Genomic DNA, 21,196 nt, shown 5'->3' with positions numbered 1-21,196 from the left:
AATGAATGTCCTTTTTAATATCTATAAAAATAAAAACTAAGGTTTCATCACACGCTGTACCGTGCTCAGATTTCCATTCTGAATGCGCAACAGGTATAAACCAGAAGGATAAGTACTGAAATCTACGTCTGTATTTTTCTGCTCAATAGACTTCACGCCTCTGGACCTTCCGTTCAGGTCAATCACCTCAATACTGGCTTGCTTTGGTTTGATAGTACCTGTAACTTCAACCGTACACACCGACTGCACCAGGGTAGGATAAACTTTCACCCAGTCGGCCGGCTGCTGCGGCTCAACGCCCAAAATGGGGTCAACCTGCACTCTTGCAGATCCGGTGCCTTTACCCGCTCCACACGAATTGGTAACAGCCGTGATCGTATAGGTTACAGTTGCAGGAGGTGCAATCTGAAATGTGTATGGGCTCACTGCCGCAGTGATCAGGGTGTCTTTTGTGCCATTATCCAACCTGAAAGTCCAGGGTGCTTTGCCCGTTGTTTCTACTTTAAGCGTCGCCTTTTCTCCAACCAGGATGGTTTGCGCACCGGACAATGTCGCCACTGGCAGCGGACTTGCAGAAATGGTGATCGAGCTTACGCTGCCTTTTACCAGGAAATCAGGGTTTTCGCCGGAGCTGATGACGCGCAGGTAGTAACTGCCGCCTTTGGTCGTGTCCGGGAATGTGGCGGTTACCGAGTTCTGCGTCGCAACCGAAGGTATTGTATAGAACTTACTGTCCTGATTTTCGCTCGCAATCTGAAGTTTAAAACTGTTTTCAGCAGGGAAATCACCCGATTGCTGGAATGGTACTATGAAGGTTTTTCCGGCACAAGCTTCGGCTACCGACGGATTTCCGGAATTGATGGTCGGTACTTTTACGATTACCATCGCATTTCCAATTGGAACACCTTTTCCGCATGCATTGGAAACCTCAGTGACCAGATAGCTGGTCGTAGTGCTGGGTTTTACTTTGACCTGATGGTTTACCTGATCGGTGGTATTAGTCTCACCATTTGACAATGCATAAGTCCATGGGCCATCGCCTGTAAATTTAATATTTAGTGTAGCCTCGCTGCCTAGGTCAATCGTCGAGCCACCTGAAATCGTAGCAGAAGGCAATGATTTAATGTGGATCTTGATTTCTTCTTTCGGACTCTCGCATTTGTTTTCAAGTCCGGTTTGTGTCACATAAAACGAGTAATCCTGGACTTTGTCTGTAAATGGCGTAAATGGAACGCCTTGCCACTCACCGTCTACGGTTCTGTACCATTTCAAAACCGTTCCTGTTGCATCAAGGACCGGCGCGGTTTCACCCTGGCAGTATTCCAGATATGTTTTGGTAGCCGGCTTTGGTGTGGTATTGATCTTTACATCGATTTTTGCCCGGTCGCCCAGGCAGCCGTCAAGCGTTTGTCCGACGTAATAGGAAATCTGGCCACCTTCGGCAGTGGAAGGCGTAGGAGGAGTATCGCTTGAAGCACCGCCACTGGCATTCGTTCCAAACCAATTCAAAGCCGCTTTGGCCATTGGAGTAGCCTTCAAAGGATCTGCATTTACAAACTGACAGTATTCAATCAATGGTTTTTCGATAGTAGGCAGGCCCGGAAGTGGTTTTACGCGAACCTTTTGAGCGACTCTTGTGGTGCTTTCACAGTCCTTTGCACTCAATTGGGTAACATAATAGGTTGTTTCACCAGATGCTTTAAGGTTAACGCTTGGTGTACTCGTTAATGCAGTTCCGCCACTGGCCGCTGCGTACCACTTCAACTTATTTCCCTCGGTAGCTTTTGTAGGAAAAGTGAATGTTTTGTCTTCACGTTCCTGACAGAAAGCTTCTGACAGGATTGGTAATGCAGCCGGTCTTGGGTTTACAACAACGTCAAGTTTAACGCGTGAGCTTTCGCAGACTAACGAGCCGTATGTGGTAGATTGAGTAACATAATAGGCTGTCGTAGCCGCTGTGGTGGTAGATGGTTTTGGCGCAGTAGTTGTGCCTGTCACATCCGTAGGAGACGAATACCATTTAAATGTGGAGCCGGATGGCGTGAGCGCGGTAGCGGTTTCCCCTATACAATACTCTACCGGAGTTGTAACGGTAGGCTTGGCCGCCTCTCTTACATTGACAACGATTTCAACTCTTTCACTTTCGCATCCTGTCGTTTCACTCAGTTGGCTAACAAAGTAGGAATAAGACTTTGCATCTGTGTTGGGAGGCGTCGGTGCCGTAGGTGATCCTTTACCGCCTGTCTCAGAGGTATACCAAAGTAACGTATGTTTCGCCAGGGGAGTCGCTTTTAGCGGAGCTGCGTCAGCTGGGGCCTGGCAGATTGAAAGCGGAGATGAAACTTTTGGCCCTGCAAACTTCTTGCAAGTTACGGTAACAGTAATTTCTGCTCTTGGGCTTTCGCAGCCGGTTGCATTTGTTTGCGAGACATAGTATTTCGTTGTTCCGGGAGTCGTCGTCGATGGTTTGGGAGCAGCACCCAATGCAGGTCCACCAGTCGCATTTTCATACCATTTAAGATTTGTTCCAACAGCAGTCAAAACCGGTGCATTGTCTCCTACTTCGTAAGTTTTATTAGACACAGTTGGCTTGGCAGGCGGGGTACAGTCAGTGACAGTAACAGTTATCTCCGCTCTTTCACTTTCGCAACCGCTCGCATTCGTTTGTGAAACATAATATTTCTTCGTTCCAACAGTAGTCGTCGACGGTTTCGGAGCAGAGGCTAATGCAGGCCCACCGGTCGCGTTTTCATACCATTTAAGATTTGTTCCAACGGCGGTCAATACCGATGCATTGTCTCCAACTTCGTAAGTTTTGTTTGATACCGTTGGTTTGGCTGGCGGGGTACAGTCAGTGATAGTAACAGTTATCTCCGCTCTTTCACTTTCGCAGCCGCTTGCATTCGTTTGTGAAACGTAATATTTCTTCGTTCCGGCGGTAGTCGTCGAGGGTTTGGGAGCTGAGGCTAATGCAGGCCCACCGGTCGCGTTTTCATACCATTTAAGATTTGTTCCAACGGCGGTCAGTACCGGTGCATTGTCTCCTACTTCGTAAGTCTTATTAGACACCGTCGGTTTAGCTGGCGGGGTACATGCACTCACAGTAACAACTATCTCCGCTCTTTCGCTTTCACAGCCGCTCGCGTTTGTTTGCGAGACATAATATTTTGTCGTCCCGGCAGTAGTCGTCGCCGGTTTGGGGGCTGAAGCTAGCGCAGGTCCGCCAGTCGCATTTTCGTACCATTTAAGATTTGTACCGACAGCAGTGAGAACGGGTGCGTTGTCTCCTACTTCGTAAGTCTTATTGGACACCGTCGGTTTAGCTGGCGGAGTACAAGCACTCACGGTAACAACTATCTCCGCTCTTTCACTTTCACAGCCGCTCGCGTTTGTTTGCGAGACATAATATTTTGTCGTCCCGGCAGTAGTCGTCGCCGGTTTGGGGGCTGAAGCTAACGCAGATCCGCCAGTCGCATTTTCGTACCATTTAAGATTTGTGCCGACAGCTGTCAGCACGGGTGCATTGTCTCCTACTTCGTAAGTTTTGTTTGATACAGTTGGTTTGGCTGGCGCCATGCATGCAATAACAGTCACCACAATTTCAGCCCGATCGCTTTCGCAGGTTCCAACAGTTTGAGAAACGAAATAGCTTTTTTTGCCAGGAGTACTTGTATCTGGGACCGGCTTTGTCGCGCCAGCATTACCACCGGTTTCGGCATCATACCATAGCAAACTCGTTCCGGTGGCAGTAAGTGTTGCTGCCTCACCCTGCTGAACAATTACTTCAGCAGTCACAGTCGGAGCCGCAGGTATTGCATTGATCTTCAATGCAGCACTTTCCGTTCCTTCGAATTTTATGACTGCGGCCAATATCGAAACCACCCTGATTTTATAAGCTGTCCCCGCAGCTGTGGCAGGAGGGATCGTAGCGCTGATAGGGCTGGTAGCTGACGAGCCAATTACAGTTGGTGCTGCTCCGAATGCCCCAGTTGCATCCGATAGTTGCGCCTGGTAGGTCGTGAGCGCAGGTATTGTACCCGCCGCAGTAAATGGAACTTCGACTGTACCACCCTGGCAAACCGTTGTTGGGTCTAATACACCTGTTGTAATGCTAGTCTGTCCGAAGGAAGTTGCCGCGTAGAGAAATGTGGCGAGGAATGTGATTAAAGCGCTTCGGGTAAATGGTTTTTTCATGTATTGATCTGAATATCTTTCCGCTAACCTATTGTCTGGTAAAGTTAGAGATATTTTTCAAATACATTTAAACCACATTAAGGAAGCTGACTTTTTCGCTCACGTAAAGAACTGTATACCACATCCTGGATCCTGCGACGTGTCCGCTGAGTGGTAATACCTGTATTTTCGGCATCCGGGTTGACCCTGTTGGAAAGGAAAACAAAAAGCAGCTCTTCCTCCGGATCCGCCCAAACCATCGTCCCGGTAAAGCCGGTGTGCCCAAAAGAATTGATCGACGCTTGCGAAGATACGTACGAGCTGTTCCCGTCCAGGGGGGCTTTGTCCCAGCCGAGCCCGCGGTGATGGGATTCATCATAAATTCTTGAAAAGAACGGAACTGTGCCCTGCTCAAAATAGCGCTTCCCGGCATAATTGCCTTTCCATAAATTCATTTGGAACAAAATGGCAAGGTCTCTCGCGGTACCAAACAAGCCTGCATGCCCGGCGACACCGCCCACGATAGCGGCCATTTGATCGTGAACTGTACCTTGCAGCAACTGTCCTCTGAACCGGTAATCCTGTTCGGTGGGAGCAATTTGCTTTTCAGGAAAGCGGCTTAGCGGATTGAAACCCAGGTAAGAAAGCCCCAGCGGCTCATAAATATTGGCCGATACAAAAACATCCAGCGTTTGTCCCGTCACTCGTTCTACAATTTTTTGAAGCGTCAGGAAGCCAAGATCACTATACAGATAACCGTAACTGCCCGACCGTTGCCGGCTGTTATTCATCGGCGATTGTATTACCCATTTCCAGACAGAATCACGTAATGCGGCCTTCGCGTAAAGCTTGGGCGCTACCTGCAGATAATAGGAAGTGTCGGATCTGGAGCTGTAATATTCAGGTAACAAGCCTCCCGCACTCGTTTTGGTCCGGTCCCAAAGCGGGGGATAGAATGATACCAGCCCCGACCGGTGTAACAGTAGATCCCGGATCGTGAAATTCTGTTTGTTTGTGCCAGCCAGTTCGGGCAGGTATGCAGATGCTTTTGTATCCAGGTCGATTTGCTTGCGATCATAAAGCAGCATGATCGCCTGTAAGGTCGCCGATACTTTCGTCACCGATGCCAGATCGTAAATGGTTTCAGAGGTAACACGTTCAGGAGTGCGGTAATTGAGCCCGCCGAATTGTTTGTCATAAACGATTTTTCCCCTTCTCGCAACCAAAACCTCACATCCCGGAAAAACACGGTCGTTCATTGCTGCGGTAGCGATTTCGTCTATCCTTTTCAATGAGGCTGCGTCCATACCTACACTTTCCGGCGTACCGAATGCGATCCTGTTGATGGTCGTCGTACTTACTCCGGTGCCTGATTTATAGCTCAGTACAGAAACCGGTAATTGACCCTGCGAACTCAATGCGCCGAAAATAATCTGCGGTACAATTTCCTGCTGGTCTTTTCCATCCTGATTTGCACAGATCAGAACGTCGGTTTCAGGAAAAAAACCAATACTGTAAGGTGTCCCAAAAAGACATAGAATAACCTTTTTATTCTGTTGTTTCAGCTGACTGACAAAATCCGTCATGCCTTTGGTCACCCCATAGTTTTTCGCCGGATTGGAAGATATACCATGAATATCAACAACTACCGTATTGTAAGGATCGAGGTAGTTCAGCATTTCTGTAATCTGGTCCTGTGACGACGGGCTTTCGTAGAAAGAGTAAGACCGCATTGGCTTGTATACCGAAAGCATTTTCTGAAAGGAAGCATTATTACCTTCTCCAATGCTCACGGAAGCCATATTGTTATCGATTACCGAGCCGATCGGAATCAGGTTATTGTCATTTTTAACAACAGTAACAGAAGCTTCACACAATGCGCGATAAAGTTCTTTGCTGCTTTCTTTATTCAAATCCGCATACAAATTGTTGATTTCAACCGGCCTATATTGGTTTAAGCCAGCCCAGTACTTCGCCTGCAGCACGCGTTTTACTTTATCATCGATGATTTTTTCGCTGATGATTTTCTGATCGATCGCATTCTTGATTTTTGAAACTGTTTCGGCGATGTTCTCGGGATAGAGCAATATATCATTTCCGGCCACCAGTGCTTTCAGGTTCACGTCCGCTGGTTTGCCGTTTTTCAAAACACCTTTCATATTCATCGCATCGGTGAAGACCAATCCGCGGAATCCAAGGTCTTTTCTTAAAAGCTGCGTAACCACTTTGTCGGAAAGCGAACTGGCCTGCTGTGGGTTGTTATCCAGAGCCGGAATATTCAGGTGGCCGCTCAAGACGCCCATCAGGCTGTCGGCGATCATGGCACGGTAGGGGTACAAATCCGTTTCCTGAAGTTGTTCGATGGAATGGTTCAGTACGGGCAATGTAAAGTGCGAATCCGCGTCGGTATCGCCGTGACCCGGAAAATGCTTTGCAGTTGCGATCACCTTATTGTGTTGCAGCCCTTTCATGTAAGCAATCGCCTTTCTGGTTACATTATCGCGGTCTTCACCAAAAGAGCGTATTCCGATAACCGGGTTTGCGGGGTTATTATTGATATCTGAAACGGGTGCAAAGTTGATGTGAATACCCATTCTCTGGCATTGTTTCGCAATATCGCGGCCCATCAGGTAAATCAGCTCGTCGTTTTGAATGGAGCCCAAAACCATTTGTTTTGGAAATGAAATGGTGCTGTCCAGTCGCATTCCCAATCCCCATTCGCCGTCAATGCCTATAAAGAGTGGAATATCAGTGTGGGCCTGGTACCGGTTGGTGAGCGAAGCCTGGGCTACCGGGCCGCCCTGAAAAAAGATCAGTCCGCCGATATGGAAATCGTTGACCAGCTTGTCGATATAATTGTAATGAGATTCGTCGCGATTGGAGTAGGTAGCCACCATCAGCAGCTGACCGATTTTCTGGTCAATGTTTAAAGTATTGAGTGTACTGTCTACCCACTGGTTTTCGGGAAGTACGAGAACAGGATCGGCTTTTTTTCGGGGAGATTTAACCTGCTTTTTTATAGACTCGTTACTGGCAGGCATCATAGCTGGTATCCGCGTACCCATGAACTTCCAGGCTACGGAAACCATCGTACTTAAAATAACAAGCAGGATAATGCTTAACGCTACACGAAATCGGCTAAAAAACCATTTCTTCATACCTGAAATCACTGACTTTAACGAGGGAATGTTAGGTTGTTCTGCTTCGAAATAAACATCTCAGATTTTCGATAGTCACAATAATAACAAATTTTATACTCACTAAATGCAACAATATCTCGGTTTTAATACAATTCTAATAATTGCCTTTCCGATTATAGCTACAACAACTACCCTTTTGAGGATCAGCTTATTGTGTCAGCATGCGGAATGTGTCTTCCAGTGATTTGCCATTCTGGCGCAGGCTTTCCAGCGAACTGTCATTGACGACGCGGCCTTTGTTGATAATGATCACCCGGTCGCACAGTGCCTCTACTTCCTGCATGATGTGGGTCGAGAAAAGAACGGTTTTATTTTGCCCGGCGGTACGGATCACTTCCCTGATTTCCTGTAATTGATTTGGATCAAGGCCGGTAGTAGGTTCGTCGAGAATGAGTACTTGGGGGTCGTGCAGAAACGACTGGGCCAGTCCGACACGCTGCCGGTATCCTTTGGAAAGCTGACCGATCTTTTTGCGCTTTTCGGCTTCAAGTCCGCACATAGCCACCACTTCGCCCATCCTTGCATTCAATGCAGTTCCGTGCATTCCATAAAGTTTTCCCGAAAACAAAAGAAACTCGGTAACATACATATCCAGGTAGAGCGGATTGTGTTCGGGCAGGTATCCGACCGATTTTCTTGCCGGCATCGGTTGGCTTACTACGTCAAAATCGGAAACCCTTGCGGCTCCTTCGGTAGGTTTGAGATAGCCGGTCAAAATTTTCATCGTCGTAGACTTCCCTGCACCATTAGGTCCCAGAAAACCAACGATCTCTCCTTTTTTCAACGAAAAAGAAATCCCATCAATAGCCCGCTGCGCGCCGTAAGTTTTGGTCAGGTTAGTTACCGATATTGACATATTTTAATGATTGATTAAACTGGGGAGGAAAGGGAGGATGGAGGAAAGGAGGATGGAGGAAAGGAGGAAGAACATATACTTTTTCCCTTCCTCCTTCCTCCTTCCTCCTTCGTCCCTTTCTTCCTTCCTCCATTCTTCATACTTTCAAAAACAGCTTATTTCTAAAAAGTAAATACATAAATGCCCACTGGACAGCTATGAATGCGATGATTTCACCTACTGCTTCCACCGGCTCGGGGAAATAGCTTAATATGCCGCCAAACAATGCATTTGCTGTGTAGCCAAATGAAATGAAGCTTCCGACCATGTAGATCACGATGGAGTTCATTCCTATTACCACAAAAAACAAAGTCCATTTGCGATAGTTCAAAACATCCACCAGCCAATAGAACAATGCCAGCAGCAACACGCTGAATCCGCCCGCACAAAGCACAAACGAGCTGGTCCACAAATTCTTGTTGATCGGGAGAAAGTAATCCCACACCAGACAAACCAGCAAGCTGATAATTCCTGCAAAAATAAGATAGGATACTTTCGTGTTTTTTGAAATGGTATCCTCGCTCGTACGTAAAAGTTCACCCGCAAAAATTCCCATCAATCCGGTTGCTATCGCCGGGATTGTGGATATCAATCCTTCCGGGTCGTGGATCGTCAAATGGAGGCGGCCGGGGATAATCATTCTGTCAAAATAGCTGGCCGGATTACACTCCATCGTCATGAGTCCGGCGCCGCAGCCTGGTACCGGATAAAACGCCATAAAAAGATAGTAGCCAACCAACAGGCCGGCAAACCAGATCCAGCGGGCTTTCTTGCCTGTATACAAATAGATGATCTGTGCGAACATGCCCGCGAGACCAATGCGCGCCAGTACACTAGGGTAGCGCATATCATGCCATTCGGTCTGGAAAATTCCGTTGTTGTAAATAATGCCCAGGAACACCAGCAAAATGCCCCGCTGCACAACTTTTCGGAGTAGCTCCGATTGCAGTACCCCTTTCTCAAGGCGACTTCCGAGCGAGAATGGTGTGGACACTCCAGCCATAAACAGGAAAGTCGGGAAGATCAGGTCGTAAGCACGAAAGCCGTTCCAGTCAGGGTGGGTGAACTGGTGAGCGATCACGATCGCCCAGGACCAGCCGGTAACTTTTGCGAGCACATGAAAAATTTCTTCGCCGCCGGAAATCCAAAACATATCAAAGCCGCGCAATGTGTCCAGCGACAACAGCCTTTGCGGAGGAGTACTATCTTTCATTTGATTAGAAAAAGGAAGGGAAATAAAATTTGGCCAAAGGGTGACAATTTAAAATAAAACTAATAAGGTTTACTGTAAAGATGTTAAATAATACCACTAATACCCGGTGTTTAAATTTTAAATGACTGTAACTTACTTCTTAGATACTTGCGCCTGTGCCAATTCAATTGCGTATGTAGCGGATTTAGCGTCCAAAAGTCCAGAAATATCTAACCATATTCAAAAATCAGAAACGCTAATAAGGGTCGCGATAAATCGGGACCTTTTTTTGTTGTCCGGATTTATGAAGATTTCGGCAATTACCCCAAGCCCCACTCTCACACGATAACAAATCAAATCGCTCCAGCCGAACGTACAACCACATATCACCTTAGTTCGAAGGTATAATGAGCTTGCCGTGCCTGGAAGGATCAAACTTTTCATATTTATACCTAATCATATATCTCGCATTGCTTTGTCCATATGCATTGGTAATAAAGCTATTCCGAAAGTAATTGACTGATTCGCTATCCTGACGCGACAGATTAGTTGTATCCACTTCCCGCTTATTTCGCATATCAGTTGTGTAAATGTGTTCCTCTTCCGAGAGTTGATTTTGAGAATTGTAGCGGTACCAGATACTGTCCGGCCCCTGGACGATGTAGAATTTGCCAAGATACATGTAGTCAAACCAGGCCAGTGCCAGTCTTCCATCCGAGTCATATGCAAACTTTTGGGAAAAGTGATTGACAGTATCTGGATGAGCAGAATCAGGCGAACTCATCACATAAAGCAGGTAATGGCGCTTCAAACGGTTTTTCTCGTCCCGCTCCCATCGATCGATATGAGCCAATTGTGAGTTGTTCCCGTCAATGCCTTCCAGCCTTTCTATTGTATCCCCTTTGGCCGTGTACGTCAAATGTCGCGCATAGGAGTCACTTTTTGACTCCGGCAATGCACCCCGAATGTGCGTTTCCGAAACCAGCCTGCCATTCGCATCAAACTCCCGCGTCACCGTATCAACCGACACATAGCCAGGTGCCGAGCTATCGCTATGATCATAGTAAATGCTTCTCTTTTGCAGGCCGCCTTCGTAATGATGCAGCTCTTTCGAAGACGACCTTCCGAAATTGAATTTTTCAATAACCCGGCCTTCATGGTCATAAAAGACCGTTTCGATATGGCTACCATCACGCCATTTCGTGCGCAGACTGGCAATTTGATCGGCGGGAGTTTGCAAACGCGGAATAGCCTCATCGAGAAAATACTGCTCAGATGAGCCGCATGCATGCAGTACAAGGATTGCGAAGATCAGGAGCAGAAGTCTTTTCATTGGAATGCAAGGTTTGAAAGACTTTATTGTAAAACAAGAAGATCTGAGGTTAAAATTTCTCTGCGTGGCCGATGCTGTAACAATAAAAAACGAGTTTCGCCAACAGCCCTCCCATTCAAATCCAAGTTCTAACATGAGCACCATAAAATTTTAATAATGTTCGTGAAGTAAATATTGGGGAATATTTTTTTGAAGCAGGATAAAAAAAGCCAACGGTTTCGGATATGTTTTTGCGACCGTTTAATAAATGCCGTGAGTAAATAAGAGCATTGAGAAACTTGAAAAACCATTTATGTAAACCTAATATCAGAAATGGACTTCAAAGATCAAATCAAGCAATTCAGCGATCGGGTATCAAAACTGAAAGACAATATTCATACTGAAGAAGCAACGAAGAATGCATTCATTATGCCGTTTCTTCAAGTTCTCGGCTATGATGTATTTAACCCTCTGGAAGTCATACCAGAATTTATTTGCGACATTGGAATTAAAAAAGGCGAGAAGATAGACTACGCTATTTTTCGAGACGGCAGCCCTATAATTCTGGTCGAATGTAAGCATTGGAAGCAAAAGCTCGATGTACATGACGGTCAATTACTTCGATACTTCCACGTTTCAAAAGCAAAGTTTTCAATCCTGACAAATGGTTTGATATTCAGGTTTTATACTGATCTCGTCGAGCCTAACAAAATGGACGAAAAGCCATTTCTGGAATTCAATATTGAGGAGATTAAGGATGGTCAGATCGAAAAGCTCAAAGAGTTTCACAAAGCTTACTTTGATGTAGACAACATATATCAGTCCGCGAGTGATCTAAAATACATCAATGAAATCCGTCATTTGGTTAGCCAAGAATTCTCTGAACCAAATGACGAGTTTGTTAAATACTTTGCGAAACAAGTTTATCCTTCAGTAGTGACATCGAAAGTATTGGAGTCTTTTCGATCTCTGGTTAAGCGGACCATTACAAATATCATTAATGACACCATTAATGATCGGTTAAAGTCGGCGATATCCAGTAACGATGCACCGATTCAGGAGGAACCTGCGCCCGGTACTCTTACAGCCAGCCCAAGTCAGCAAGACAAAGAAGTTGTCACCACTCAGGAAGAACTTGAAGGATTCTATATCGTAAGGTCTCTTCTAAGACAGAAAGTGCAGTCGAATCGCATTACTCATCGGGATGCTCTGTCATATTTTGCCATTTTTCTAGATGACAACAATCGCAAGCCACTGTGTCGCCTTTACCTCAATAGTCCAAGCAAGAAATACATCGGGCTATTTGACGCTGAGAAAAAAGAGACAAAGGTAGAGATTAAATCACTGGATGAAATCTACAATTTTGGAAAGGAGCTCGATAACACTGTTGAAATCTATATCAAATAGTGCCCATTTTACAACAAATGCAACGAGCCCGAAGAGGTTCGGGATTTGTAAAAAAACTATCTGTCTTGTGAAAAAATCTTCCAACTCGTTCTGTTCTGAATGCCATTTCCCCCAATGACTATTAACACTTTTTGGTACAAATAAGATGATCTCGTCACCAGCATTTTTTATAAACACATAATATGGGAATGCTCAGCCATCATGCGACTTAAAATTTTAGTAATAAATCCTAAAAGGTATTACTAACCCTAAGGGCCAACCATCAACATTTGCATACCCCAGGCAATTCCGTTCTCACCCGACAACTTTGCAAGCGGATTTACTTAGTGATATGAGAGAGTAGGAGCCTGTTCGACATTAAGAAACGATAAGCGGAAGGCGTAGTTTAAGCGAGTTAAAGAAAAATTTGCAAGCGAAAACTTACGCAAGAAAAAGACCCCGAACCTCAGGGTCTTTTCTTGCAATATAACAAACCTAAAGTAATAGACTCTTGGCAGGTCGGCAATGACCCTGCCCCAAACAGTTTTCTATCTTTTCATGCTGACTTTCCCGGTCGGATTTCGGGAACGGGTGTGTTGTTATCTGCGCAGGAGACGACGGCGCGATAAATGCGTGCAAATACGGGAGCGCGATGCTGGGGCCATTTGTTTTTGTGAGAATGTTGAACGTTGCGGTTGAGCGGGCTGAGTACGTAAAACTAGCTCGTTTTATATCAGCATCCGTGAGGCAAAGGACGAAACACCCCCAGAACTGTCCGAATGGGGTAAAATGTTTACCAGAATAGAAATCACGAAGTACAGACACTCCCGCTTCCGTACTTTACTGAGCTTTGGTGCTCAATGTAACAAGCTTACGCTTTGCAAAAACCTTAATCCAAGATACTCGATGACCTTGTGATTTTTGTGTCAGCGTATTGCCACGATTCGTCAAAGGCAGATTTGACGGCTTGGGCTTCAGCGGATTTCTTTTGCTGTACCAGAGAATTGTAAAGACCGATCAGCGCCCAGCCGTTTTTCTTCCACGACAGCAGATCCTGCCGGTAAACCTTTTCTGCCTCTGTACTTTTCCCGACTTTGAGCAATACCGCTCCGAGGTGGTGCCGGACAGAGAAAAACCAGTCTGGCGGCTCGTTATAGTTAAGTTTATCTTCAATGGAAATGGCTTCACCCAGCAGGGCAGTAGCCTTGTCGAGTTGGTTTTGCTGCACAGCAATCCCTGCCGACAAAACTTTGGAAGCGATCTGTACCAGGTCGGCGGTCGTGTTGATGTTCCAGATAGTAAGGTCCTGCAAAGTTGTATCTGCAGCCAGCGAACTAAGCTTGCTCAACTCTTCCCGCCCATTGACCAGGTCATGTTTACCCAGGAAAGCCATGCCCCTTGCGTAATGCCAGATCGCCTGCGGATATACCAGGCCATCGGCAGGTCGTGGCATCGAAAGAATGTCGTCCCACATCGAAAACTTCACTGCTATGTAATAGGGTATTGTATAATAATGCTGGAGCGTGCCCCAGCCGGGTGTCCGCATAACCTCCTTCGCCGTGTACTGCTGAACCTTTCTGGCGGCCAACCAAGCCAGGTGCGAATTCCCTTCCATCGTCGCCGTAGCTGCCAGAAAATGATAGTTGTGCGGAAAATAAGCGAGTGGATAAGCTCCCTGTGCATAACAAGCCGTGATGTAGCCGCTATCGGCTTTCACGGCACGGATATTTGAGAGCGAGCCAAGGTGGTAATCACCGGTGTTGATGTAAATGTGCGACGGCATGTGAAGCAGGTGCCCGGCCCCGGGGACCAGTGAATCGAGCAGCGCGGCAGACCTGATGGCTTTTTCCGGTGTAGCTGAGGCCTCATAGGCGTGAATAAAGAGGTGATTCACGCCCGCATGCCGTGGGTTCTTTTTCAGGAGATCTGCGAGAGTTGCTGTTACTGCCGGTGTCCACGATTTGGGGGCTTTCGTACTTTTCTCATACAAATCCCACGGGTGCAGGTCCATCAGTGACTCCGCATACAAGGCTCCGACATCCGGATCTGAGCGATATTGCGCGTATACTTTCTCCATAGCCCTGGAGTACGCCATGTCCAGAGGTCCCCTGTCGGCCGGCGGTACTTTTGCATACCTGGCCGCAAGTGCCCCGATGAGTGCGCGTTCTTTGGGGGTACATCTGGCCGCCAAAGATTGCGCCTTTTGTCCCGCCTCCCAGGCACGCTGAAAGTTACCCTCCTCCATCCCCGCATTGTAGTTGGGACCCAATACATAGGCAAACCCCCAGTAGGCCATGGCACAGGTCGAATCAAGCCGGATCGCTTCATAAAACGACCGTGCGGCTTCGGCATGGTTAAAGCCGTAGGCCAGCATCATTCCCTGGTTGAAATATGCCTGTGCTTCCGGGTTAGAGGTGGAAATTTTAAAATCGATGCCTTTCAATCCTTCGAGCCGCGGTGCTTTTTTCCCCGAACTATACCACTCCAGGTCGGTGATTTTGGGATTGTAACAAGCCGTGATCCCCAAAGTACTGTCAGACGGTTGGTTTTCTTTCTTCTCCTGTTTCTTGAAACAGGCCAAAGTTATAAAAGCGATCAATGCGAGATAACAATAGCCGGGCTTCATAGAAAACGAAGGTTAAGTGAGGAATTACATGAAAGACTACTCGGACCGATAAGCATAAAGATAACCAGCGTAACACTGCAAATCAGCAAGTTATGCTATTTTATTACTTAACGGTGTCTCATGTAATTCGAATAGCTGAAAGTGACCGCGGTGTGCAGGCGCAGCTATCTTACACTACAACAATATCTTCTTCATCATAATATCCGTCTGCTCATCTTCACCAAATTTAAAGATGTGTTTGTCAAATGCGACAAAGCCATTCTTTTCATAGAACCGGATCGCTTTCAGATTCTCTTCCCAAACACCCAGCCAGATGTATGCTTTCTGTTCCTGCTGTGCTGTTTGGAGTACTTTGTCATACAATAGCTGACCCACTTTTTTACCGTGAAAGGCACTTTTTACGTAAATACGCTCGATTTCAATGGAAGCCGAATCCTTCAATTCCGTTTGCGCGTGGCCAGTATTTAATTTCATATATCCGACCGGATTTTCGCCGAGCCAGGCCATGAAGAATTGCGATTCCGCATTGTTGAGCTCAGCAGACATTTTCGCTTCGCTGAAATTCTCGGCCAGGTATTTATTCATATCTGCCTCCGTATTAGCTTCTGCAAACGTCTCAAAAAATGTTTCTCTGCTGATCTGCTGCACCATTGCCAGACTTTCGGCATTCGCTTTTATTATCCTTATCTGCTCCATTCAATGCGTACTTTTTTTACAAAAGTTTTATAAGAAAGGTCATGCTGCAACGTGCAAACAGCATTGGCCCGCAGAGCAAAGCTAGTAAGACTGGCGATTACTTTATCATAAAGTCTGACCTTTAAGGACTGCCTCGATCTCGGCCTTGGAGGTAGCTCCCTTTTTCTCCCAAACTATCTGTTTGTTCCGGTAAAGTATTAGAGTAGGAAGACCAATAACACCCAATTCTTTCACCAGGCTTTTATTCTCATAAGCCTCAATCTTGATCACCTTCACAGTCGAAGCCTGCTCAGTTTTGATCGAATCAATCGTCGGATCGAGTCTTTTGCAGCCCGGGCAGTAGCGTGATCCGAAATCGACCAGGACCAGCTTATCACTTTGGAGAGAAGCCTGATATTCGTCGAGCGAAAGCCCTTTTCCCGTCGTTGAAACCACAGGCCTGCCGAGCCCGATCCATTTGCTCAGGCCGCCCGGGATCTCGGTCACGTCCCTGAAGCCCGCGTTTCGTAAATCCCTGGCAAGCATGCCGCTGCGCCCGTTACCTATCGAATAGATGAAAGTTGGTTTGTCCTTTTCCAGCTTTGCGGATTGCCTGTCGAAATCGCTCTTATCTTTAACATTGAAACTGATCGCTTTTTCAAGGTGGTTCTGGGCGTATTCCTCCGGGAGCCGTGCGTCCAGGATCTGTGCATCCTTTCCCGCGGCTTTCAATTTAGCTTCGAATGCTTCAAAGGACAGTAGGTCGCGTTTTGTAGTTTGTGAGAATGCATTGGTCATACCAACCAGCATCAACAAGATTAAAAGTCTCAGATTTTTCATTTTCAAATTACAGTTTAGAAGTTGTATCATTCATTCCGGCGCAGATTTGGTATTTTAGTTTCAGGCAAAAACGTAATAGTATATACGCCAGGTCAAAAAGTTGGCGGGCGCCTGTTCGGCCGTGCAGCTGGCGCACCGATCGGGTTGGCCGGCTTGATCTTTTCGTAATCCACAACCCCGGTCCGCTCGGCCCATTTTGCATAGTCAGCCGACAGTTCATTTACGATATCTGTTCTGCTGCCGGCAATGTCCGCTGTTTCGCCGCGATCAGTTTCCAGATCATAAAGCTCCCATTTGTAGGAAGGATAGGTTGACACGATTTTCCATTTGCCTTTGCGGACGGCCCGGTTGCCGGCGCGCTCCCAGAAAATAGGCTCACCCCGCTCTACTTCGCCGGCTTTACCTGTGAGTACCGGCACGAGGCTCTTCCCCGGCAGCGGGTTGATCTGGACACCCTTTTCGGCAGCAGGGTAAGTAGCTTTTGCCAGATCGTAAAATGTGGGTGCAAGATCTATTAAATGTGCCGTGCCTTTCGCAATGGTGCCTGCCTTGATTTGTTTGGGAAACCAGGCGATAAACGGCGCGCTGATCCCACCTTCATGCATATTGTTTTTGTAGCTCGCATGCGGCGTGTTGGAAACATATGCCCAGGGTTGGTCCTGGTACGCATAAGATCCGGCCGACCCCGCCGGACCGGAATTGCGCTGCGGCCTGCGCGCCGACGCACCGGCATATCCTCCCTGCGCCCCATTATCCGAGATAAAGACAATGAGTGTGTTATCGTCTTTTTTCAATGCCTTCAACTTCTCACGCAGCTTGCCAATGTTCTGATCTACGCGGTCGACCATTGCTGCGTAAATCTCCATTTTACGTTCCCAAAGTAATTTTTCATCATAAGGCACATTCTCCCAGGGTGTTACGTCCGGATCGCGATTAGCCAGGGCTTGTTTTGGATCTGTGATCCCGATCGCCTTTTGCCGCTCAATCCGTTCATTTCTAAGCGAATCCCAGCCGATACTATATCTGCCTTTGTATTTGGCAATATCCTCTTCATAAGCCTGCAGCGGCCAGTGCGGCGCATTGAAAGCCAGGTATAGAAAGAACGGTTTCGGCGTTTTGCTTTGCGCTTCGATGAAGGAAATCGCATGGTCGGCAATCTCGTCGGTCAGGTATTTACCGGGTGGCAGATGGATACGTTTGTTATCTTCAACCAGCTCAACCTTCGGGCCTTTACCATATTTACCAATATCAAAATAATTACTGGCGCCATTGATAAAACCGTAAAAACGGTCGAAACCACGCTGGTTTGGCCAGGCCAGACTATCGTTCCCCACGTGCCATTTTCCGCTGAGCAAGGTACTGTAACCAGCCTTTTGCAATACCTCGCCGAACGTGAGCGATTCCTTATTGAGGTAACCCTGATAGGCCGGGAGGCCCAGATTTACATTGAAATAACCTACTCCCGCTTTGTGCGGATACTGCCCGGTAATGAGCGACGCCCGGGTCGGGGCGCAGATGGAATTGTTGTAAAATTCGCGGAAACGGATGCCCTCGCTCGCAAGCTGGTCAATATTGGGCGTTTTAATTTCCGAACCGTAGGCGCCAATGTCGGAATATCCCAGGTCGTCGACCATAATGAGGATAATGTTCGGGCGTTGGTCTGGGGCGGACTTTTTCTGTGCATATGCTCCGGAAAGGCCCAATAATGCAATAGTAAAGAATGTAGAAATCCTCATAGGAAGAGTAGCTTAAAAAAATGTAACAGAGGACGCGCCCTGAGAAGACGCCTCAAGAGTTAAATGTGCGACGGTGTGCAGACCCATGCAGGATCAACAACAGCGACCAAGCGGTGCCGGTAAAATGCAGATAGGAGCCACCATGATCTTCGCAAAAATTATCCGTTCTGAATGTGCATTCATAAGTAGATATGATAAATACTTAAAAGAGTTATCTCTGTTGGTGGCTAACAGAGTATCCTATTAATTTGATAGACAAAGTAAACTTTTAATATTTGAAGAAAAAAGAAATTTGTTCGAAATTTCCGCTGATGTGTGCAAGTAGAGTTGCGGCGATCGTGTTTCGTGCAAGTTTGTAACCATTAAGCCCAAATCGTTTAGTTTTCACCAGACAAAACAACGCACTATGCCTGAGAACAGATTTTCCGATATTATTGAGCTAATCCACTACGCCAGGGAAAACGCTATCCAATCGGTTAACACCGCGCTTATCAATCTCTATTGGCTTATTGGGCAACATATTAGTAGCAAAATAGAAGCTGCTTCGTGGGGTGAAAAAACCGTAGATGAACTGGCAAATTACCTGAAAGTAAGTCACCCGGAATTAAAGGGTTTCAGTCGGCGTGGTTTGTACAGAATGAAACAATTTTATGAAACCTATGCCAGCAGTAAAATACTTTCAGCTCCTCCCAAACAAGGCAATGAAAAAGTGAATGAAATTGTGTCATCGGCGATGACACAATTTGAAAATGGAGGTATAAGAGATTCGTTACTAACACAACTTAGCTGGACGCACCATTTGATATTGCTGTCGAGAGCTAAAACAGAGGAAGAGCGGGAATATTATTTGCGTCTTTGCATTCAGGAACGATACTCTGTAAAACAGCTGGAGAGACAAATTAATAGTGGAACATTCGAACGGGTCATGCTAGGTAACTACAATCATCCTCCCGCGTTGAAAGAACTAAAACAGGATCTCAGCAATGTATTTAAGGACAGTTATATTCTGGAATTTTTGAACATTCCCGAGCCTCACGAAGAAACCACACTTCAGAAAGCGATTATTAGTCAGATGAAGAGCTTTATTCTGGAGCTAGGAAGGGATTTTCTTTTTATAGGGGAAGAATATCGCCTTCAAGTTGGAAATAGCGACTTTAAACTAGATTTACTTTTTTATCATCGTGGTTTACAGTGCTTGGTTGCCTTTGAGTTAAAAGCGGACAAATTCAAACCCGAACATTTGGGCCAATTGAACTTCTACCTGGAAGCTTTGGACCGCGATGTTAAAAAGGATAATGAAAATCCCAGTATCGGAATTTTGCTTTGTAAAGACAAAGATTCAGAAGTTGTCGAATATGCCCTGAGCAGAAATCTTTCCCCTGCACTGGTCGCAGAATATAAAACACAACTACCCGACCGAAACGTATTACAACAAAAGTTGCATCTGCTTTTTGCAAATACCTGAAAAATATTTGGCGAAGAATCAATCGGAATATTACGCTCATTTAATCCCCTCAATCCTTACATCCTTAAACATAAAAGTGTTATCGCTAACCCGCACTGCCTTGCCGCTGGCGGTTGTTACATTCCTTAATACAACCTCTCTGGTTTTTACATAGGGAAATTTCTCCTGGTAAGAGTCATCCTTCATTTCCGGGTTGAAGTTGGTGAAAATAGCCGGGCCCTGATAATTTTCAGGATGCTGCGAGTCTTCGATCCGCAGGTTTTCAATGGTGATTTTTTGAGGCATATAGCAGGTATACCCGAAATCATGCTGCCCTGAGTACGATCCGCTGATCAGAGAAACATTGCCCGGCTTTCCGTTTGCAGGCACAAAGACACAATTGCGGATCACCAGTTCTCCCTGCCAGGTACTGCCGTAGTCGGAACGAAGGTTGACGATGCTCCTGCCCCTGATAGTCGAATTTTCCACCAGTAACATTCCGCTGCCAATCGCATTGATCCCCATATGCCCCAGCGTAGAGTTGCGGATCGTGGCATTGGCTACACCCTGATGGGCGTCAAACCGGGAAAGCGTACAATGGTCGTAAAGCAGGTTTTTGCAGAAGTTGGAACCGAGGATACCCCAGTACGTATTGTCGTTAATGTCATTGGTTTGGGTGCAATTCACAAAGGAAACATTGAGCGCACGGTTAACCGAAAGGTCGTAAGTACCCATTGTGACGGGCTTTCCGGCCGCGCCGATGGTGCTGTAAGTCTTATGTCCGGTCAGCACGGTATTTTTGACCGTCACATAAGAGCAGTCGCCGATATTGATGAAACCTCCATAAGGTGCTCCATGATCGCCTTCGCCCGTAATGCGGTGTTCCAGCCCATCGACAATCACATTTGAACGCCTGATCGCGATGTTACGGTTATAATAGGTATACTTCGATTCAGCTTTATTGGCAATGGTGGTGAAACGTCCGCCTGTGATTTTCAGCGGATTTTCATCAATAGGGAGGGCGGTAATTTCTGTGATCTGATCAAAATCCCAGATGATCGGTGCATTCATATCCACCTTACCATTTTTATCAACTACAAAAATGTCAGTCTGTGACGATCCATTATTCTGGTTCAGCCCAAACCGGATGTATTGCTTTACATTGGCATTCGTGACCGTGATCAGACAGGGGCCAGGCAAGGACGCATCGATTTTTTCCTGGTTCCGTTTAAGTGAAGTTACCGCTTGAAGGTTAAACGGTTTGAGCGCTGAACTGACTGTAAAAACGGCCGCATGGCGATTTTGCACTTCGGTATCGTCAATGATAAATGCCGCCTTACCAAAATCAGTATCGGTCCGGATTACAGCTGTGCGCTCCTTTCCGCTAATATAGTAGGTAGCATTATCGTCGGCTTTTACCCGCAAACCGTGCGCATTGGCAAATGCGTGTGTTGCAGCAATTGCATTAATATCGTCCGTTTTACCATCGGCTTTCGCACCAAAGTCGCTGTACCGGACCAGGCCGGCGGTTTTATATTTGCGGACATCCTTTGGCGATACGTTCATCCGCAGTTGACTATTCTCTTCATATATTCTCGTTTCACCTTTTTCAGATGATATCACTACATTCCCGAGAGGAGTTTTTTGCTGGGCATTGATAGCGGATGCAAAGCACAGGAGGAACATCAGCGGCATATATTTCATGCTAAGGGTCAGT

The 21,196-nt window shown here is 46.5% G+C and carries 12 protein-coding genes; 2 read left to right on the top strand and 10 right to left on the bottom strand.

Features of this window, described 5'->3' with window-relative positions; genetic code table 11:
* Positions 1-36 precede the first annotated feature (36 nt).
* The 5 genes from FXO21_RS12400 to FXO21_RS12380 form a co-directional block, all read right to left on the bottom strand.
* Positions 37-4,194 (bottom strand): Ig-like domain-containing protein, encoded by a 4,158-nt coding sequence (locus tag FXO21_RS12400; RefSeq protein ID WP_149640366.1) that lies wholly within the window; start codon positions 4,192-4,194, stop codon positions 37-39.
* A 77-nt stretch (positions 4,195-4,271) separates the two neighbouring features.
* Positions 4,272-7,331, bottom strand: a complete 3,060-nt coding sequence (locus FXO21_RS12395) for a glycoside hydrolase family 3 N-terminal domain-containing protein (protein WP_149640365.1) — start codon at positions 7,329-7,331, stop codon at positions 4,272-4,274.
* A gap of 190 nt (positions 7,332-7,521) precedes the next feature.
* Positions 7,522-8,229: an ATP-binding cassette domain-containing protein gene (locus tag FXO21_RS12390; protein WP_149640364.1), complete on the bottom strand. Its 708-nt coding sequence runs from the start codon at positions 8,227-8,229 to the stop codon at positions 7,522-7,524.
* 136 nt (positions 8,230-8,365) lie between these two features.
* The gene (locus tag FXO21_RS12385) at positions 8,366-9,481 is read right to left on the bottom strand and encodes an acyltransferase family protein (RefSeq protein WP_149640363.1); all 1,116 of its coding nucleotides are present in this window, start codon (positions 9,479-9,481) and stop codon (positions 8,366-8,368) included.
* A 370-nt stretch (positions 9,482-9,851) separates the two neighbouring features.
* Positions 9,852-10,793, bottom strand: coding sequence for a hypothetical protein (locus FXO21_RS12380; RefSeq protein WP_149640362.1), 942 nt, complete (start codon positions 10,791-10,793; stop codon positions 9,852-9,854).
* Positions 10,794-11,105: 312 nt separating this feature from the next.
* Here FXO21_RS12380 and FXO21_RS12375 point away from each other — a divergent pair, with 312 nt between their 5' ends.
* Positions 11,106-12,179: a type I restriction endonuclease gene (locus FXO21_RS12375; protein ID WP_149640361.1), complete on the top strand. Its 1,074-nt coding sequence runs from the start codon at positions 11,106-11,108 to the stop codon at positions 12,177-12,179.
* Between the two features lie 868 nt (positions 12,180-13,047).
* Here the strand turns inward: FXO21_RS12375 and FXO21_RS12370 are convergent.
* From FXO21_RS12370 to FXO21_RS12355, 4 genes are all read right to left on the bottom strand, one after another.
* Positions 13,048-14,784: a tetratricopeptide repeat protein gene (locus FXO21_RS12370; RefSeq protein WP_149640360.1), complete on the bottom strand. Its 1,737-nt coding sequence runs from the start codon at positions 14,782-14,784 to the stop codon at positions 13,048-13,050.
* Between the two features lie 174 nt (positions 14,785-14,958).
* The gene (locus tag FXO21_RS12365; protein WP_149640359.1) at positions 14,959-15,480 is read right to left on the bottom strand and encodes a GNAT family N-acetyltransferase; all 522 of its coding nucleotides are present in this window, start codon (positions 15,478-15,480) and stop codon (positions 14,959-14,961) included.
* Between the two features lie 105 nt (positions 15,481-15,585).
* Positions 15,586-16,299, bottom strand: coding sequence for a thioredoxin domain-containing protein (locus FXO21_RS12360; protein ID WP_149640358.1), 714 nt, complete (start codon positions 16,297-16,299; stop codon positions 15,586-15,588).
* Between the two features lie 92 nt (positions 16,300-16,391).
* A complete protein-coding gene (locus FXO21_RS12355; protein WP_149640357.1) occupies positions 16,392-18,035 on the bottom strand; it encodes an arylsulfatase in 1,644 nt (547 codons plus the stop codon).
* A gap of 406 nt (positions 18,036-18,441) precedes the next feature.
* Between FXO21_RS12355 and FXO21_RS12350 the strand changes: the two genes are divergently transcribed.
* The gene (locus FXO21_RS12350; RefSeq protein WP_149640356.1) at positions 18,442-19,500 is read left to right on the top strand and encodes a PDDEXK nuclease domain-containing protein; all 1,059 of its coding nucleotides are present in this window, start codon (positions 18,442-18,444) and stop codon (positions 19,498-19,500) included.
* Positions 19,501-19,536: 36 nt separating this feature from the next.
* Here the strand turns inward: FXO21_RS12350 and FXO21_RS12345 are convergent, their stop codons facing one another.
* The gene (locus tag FXO21_RS12345) at positions 19,537-21,183 is read right to left on the bottom strand and encodes a hypothetical protein (RefSeq protein ID WP_149640355.1); all 1,647 of its coding nucleotides are present in this window, start codon (positions 21,181-21,183) and stop codon (positions 19,537-19,539) included.
* Positions 21,184-21,196: the final 13 nt, after the last annotated feature.

Source organism: Dyadobacter sp. UC 10 (assembly GCF_008369915.1).
In the GTDB taxonomy this organism is placed as follows: domain Bacteria; phylum Bacteroidota; class Bacteroidia; order Cytophagales; family Spirosomataceae; genus Dyadobacter.
The sequence above is the reverse complement of the archived record's forward strand: the minus strand, read 5'-3'. Positions and strand labels throughout refer to the sequence as shown.

Bases quoted from the DNA above. Each gene is read 5' to 3' on its own strand.
- FXO21_RS12400 (WP_149640366.1), bottom strand. From the start codon at position 4,194: ATGAAAAAACCATTTACCCGAAGCGCTTTAATCACATTCCTCGCCACA.
- FXO21_RS12395 (WP_149640365.1), bottom strand. From the start codon at position 7,331: ATGAAGAAATGGTTTTTTAGCCGATTTCGTGTAGCGTTAAGCATTATC.
- FXO21_RS12390 (WP_149640364.1), bottom strand. From the start codon at position 8,229: ATGTCAATATCGGTAACTAACCTGACCAAAACTTACGGCGCGCAGCGG.
- FXO21_RS12385 (WP_149640363.1), bottom strand. From the start codon at position 9,481: ATGAAAGATAGTACTCCTCCGCAAAGGCTGTTGTCGCTGGACACATTG.
- FXO21_RS12380 (WP_149640362.1), bottom strand. From the start codon at position 10,793: ATGAAAAGACTTCTGCTCCTGATCTTCGCAATCCTTGTACTGCATGCA.
- FXO21_RS12375 (WP_149640361.1), top strand. From the start codon at position 11,106: ATGGACTTCAAAGATCAAATCAAGCAATTCAGCGATCGGGTATCAAAA.
- FXO21_RS12370 (WP_149640360.1), bottom strand. From the start codon at position 14,784: ATGAAGCCCGGCTATTGTTATCTCGCATTGATCGCTTTTATAACTTTG.
- FXO21_RS12365 (WP_149640359.1), bottom strand. From the start codon at position 15,480: ATGGAGCAGATAAGGATAATAAAAGCGAATGCCGAAAGTCTGGCAATG.
- FXO21_RS12360 (WP_149640358.1), bottom strand. From the start codon at position 16,299: ATGAAAAATCTGAGACTTTTAATCTTGTTGATGCTGGTTGGTATGACC.
- FXO21_RS12355 (WP_149640357.1), bottom strand. From the start codon at position 18,035: ATGAGGATTTCTACATTCTTTACTATTGCATTATTGGGCCTTTCCGGA.
- FXO21_RS12350 (WP_149640356.1), top strand. From the start codon at position 18,442: ATGCCTGAGAACAGATTTTCCGATATTATTGAGCTAATCCACTACGCC.
- FXO21_RS12345 (WP_149640355.1), bottom strand. From the start codon at position 21,183: ATGAAATATATGCCGCTGATGTTCCTCCTGTGCTTTGCATCCGCTATC.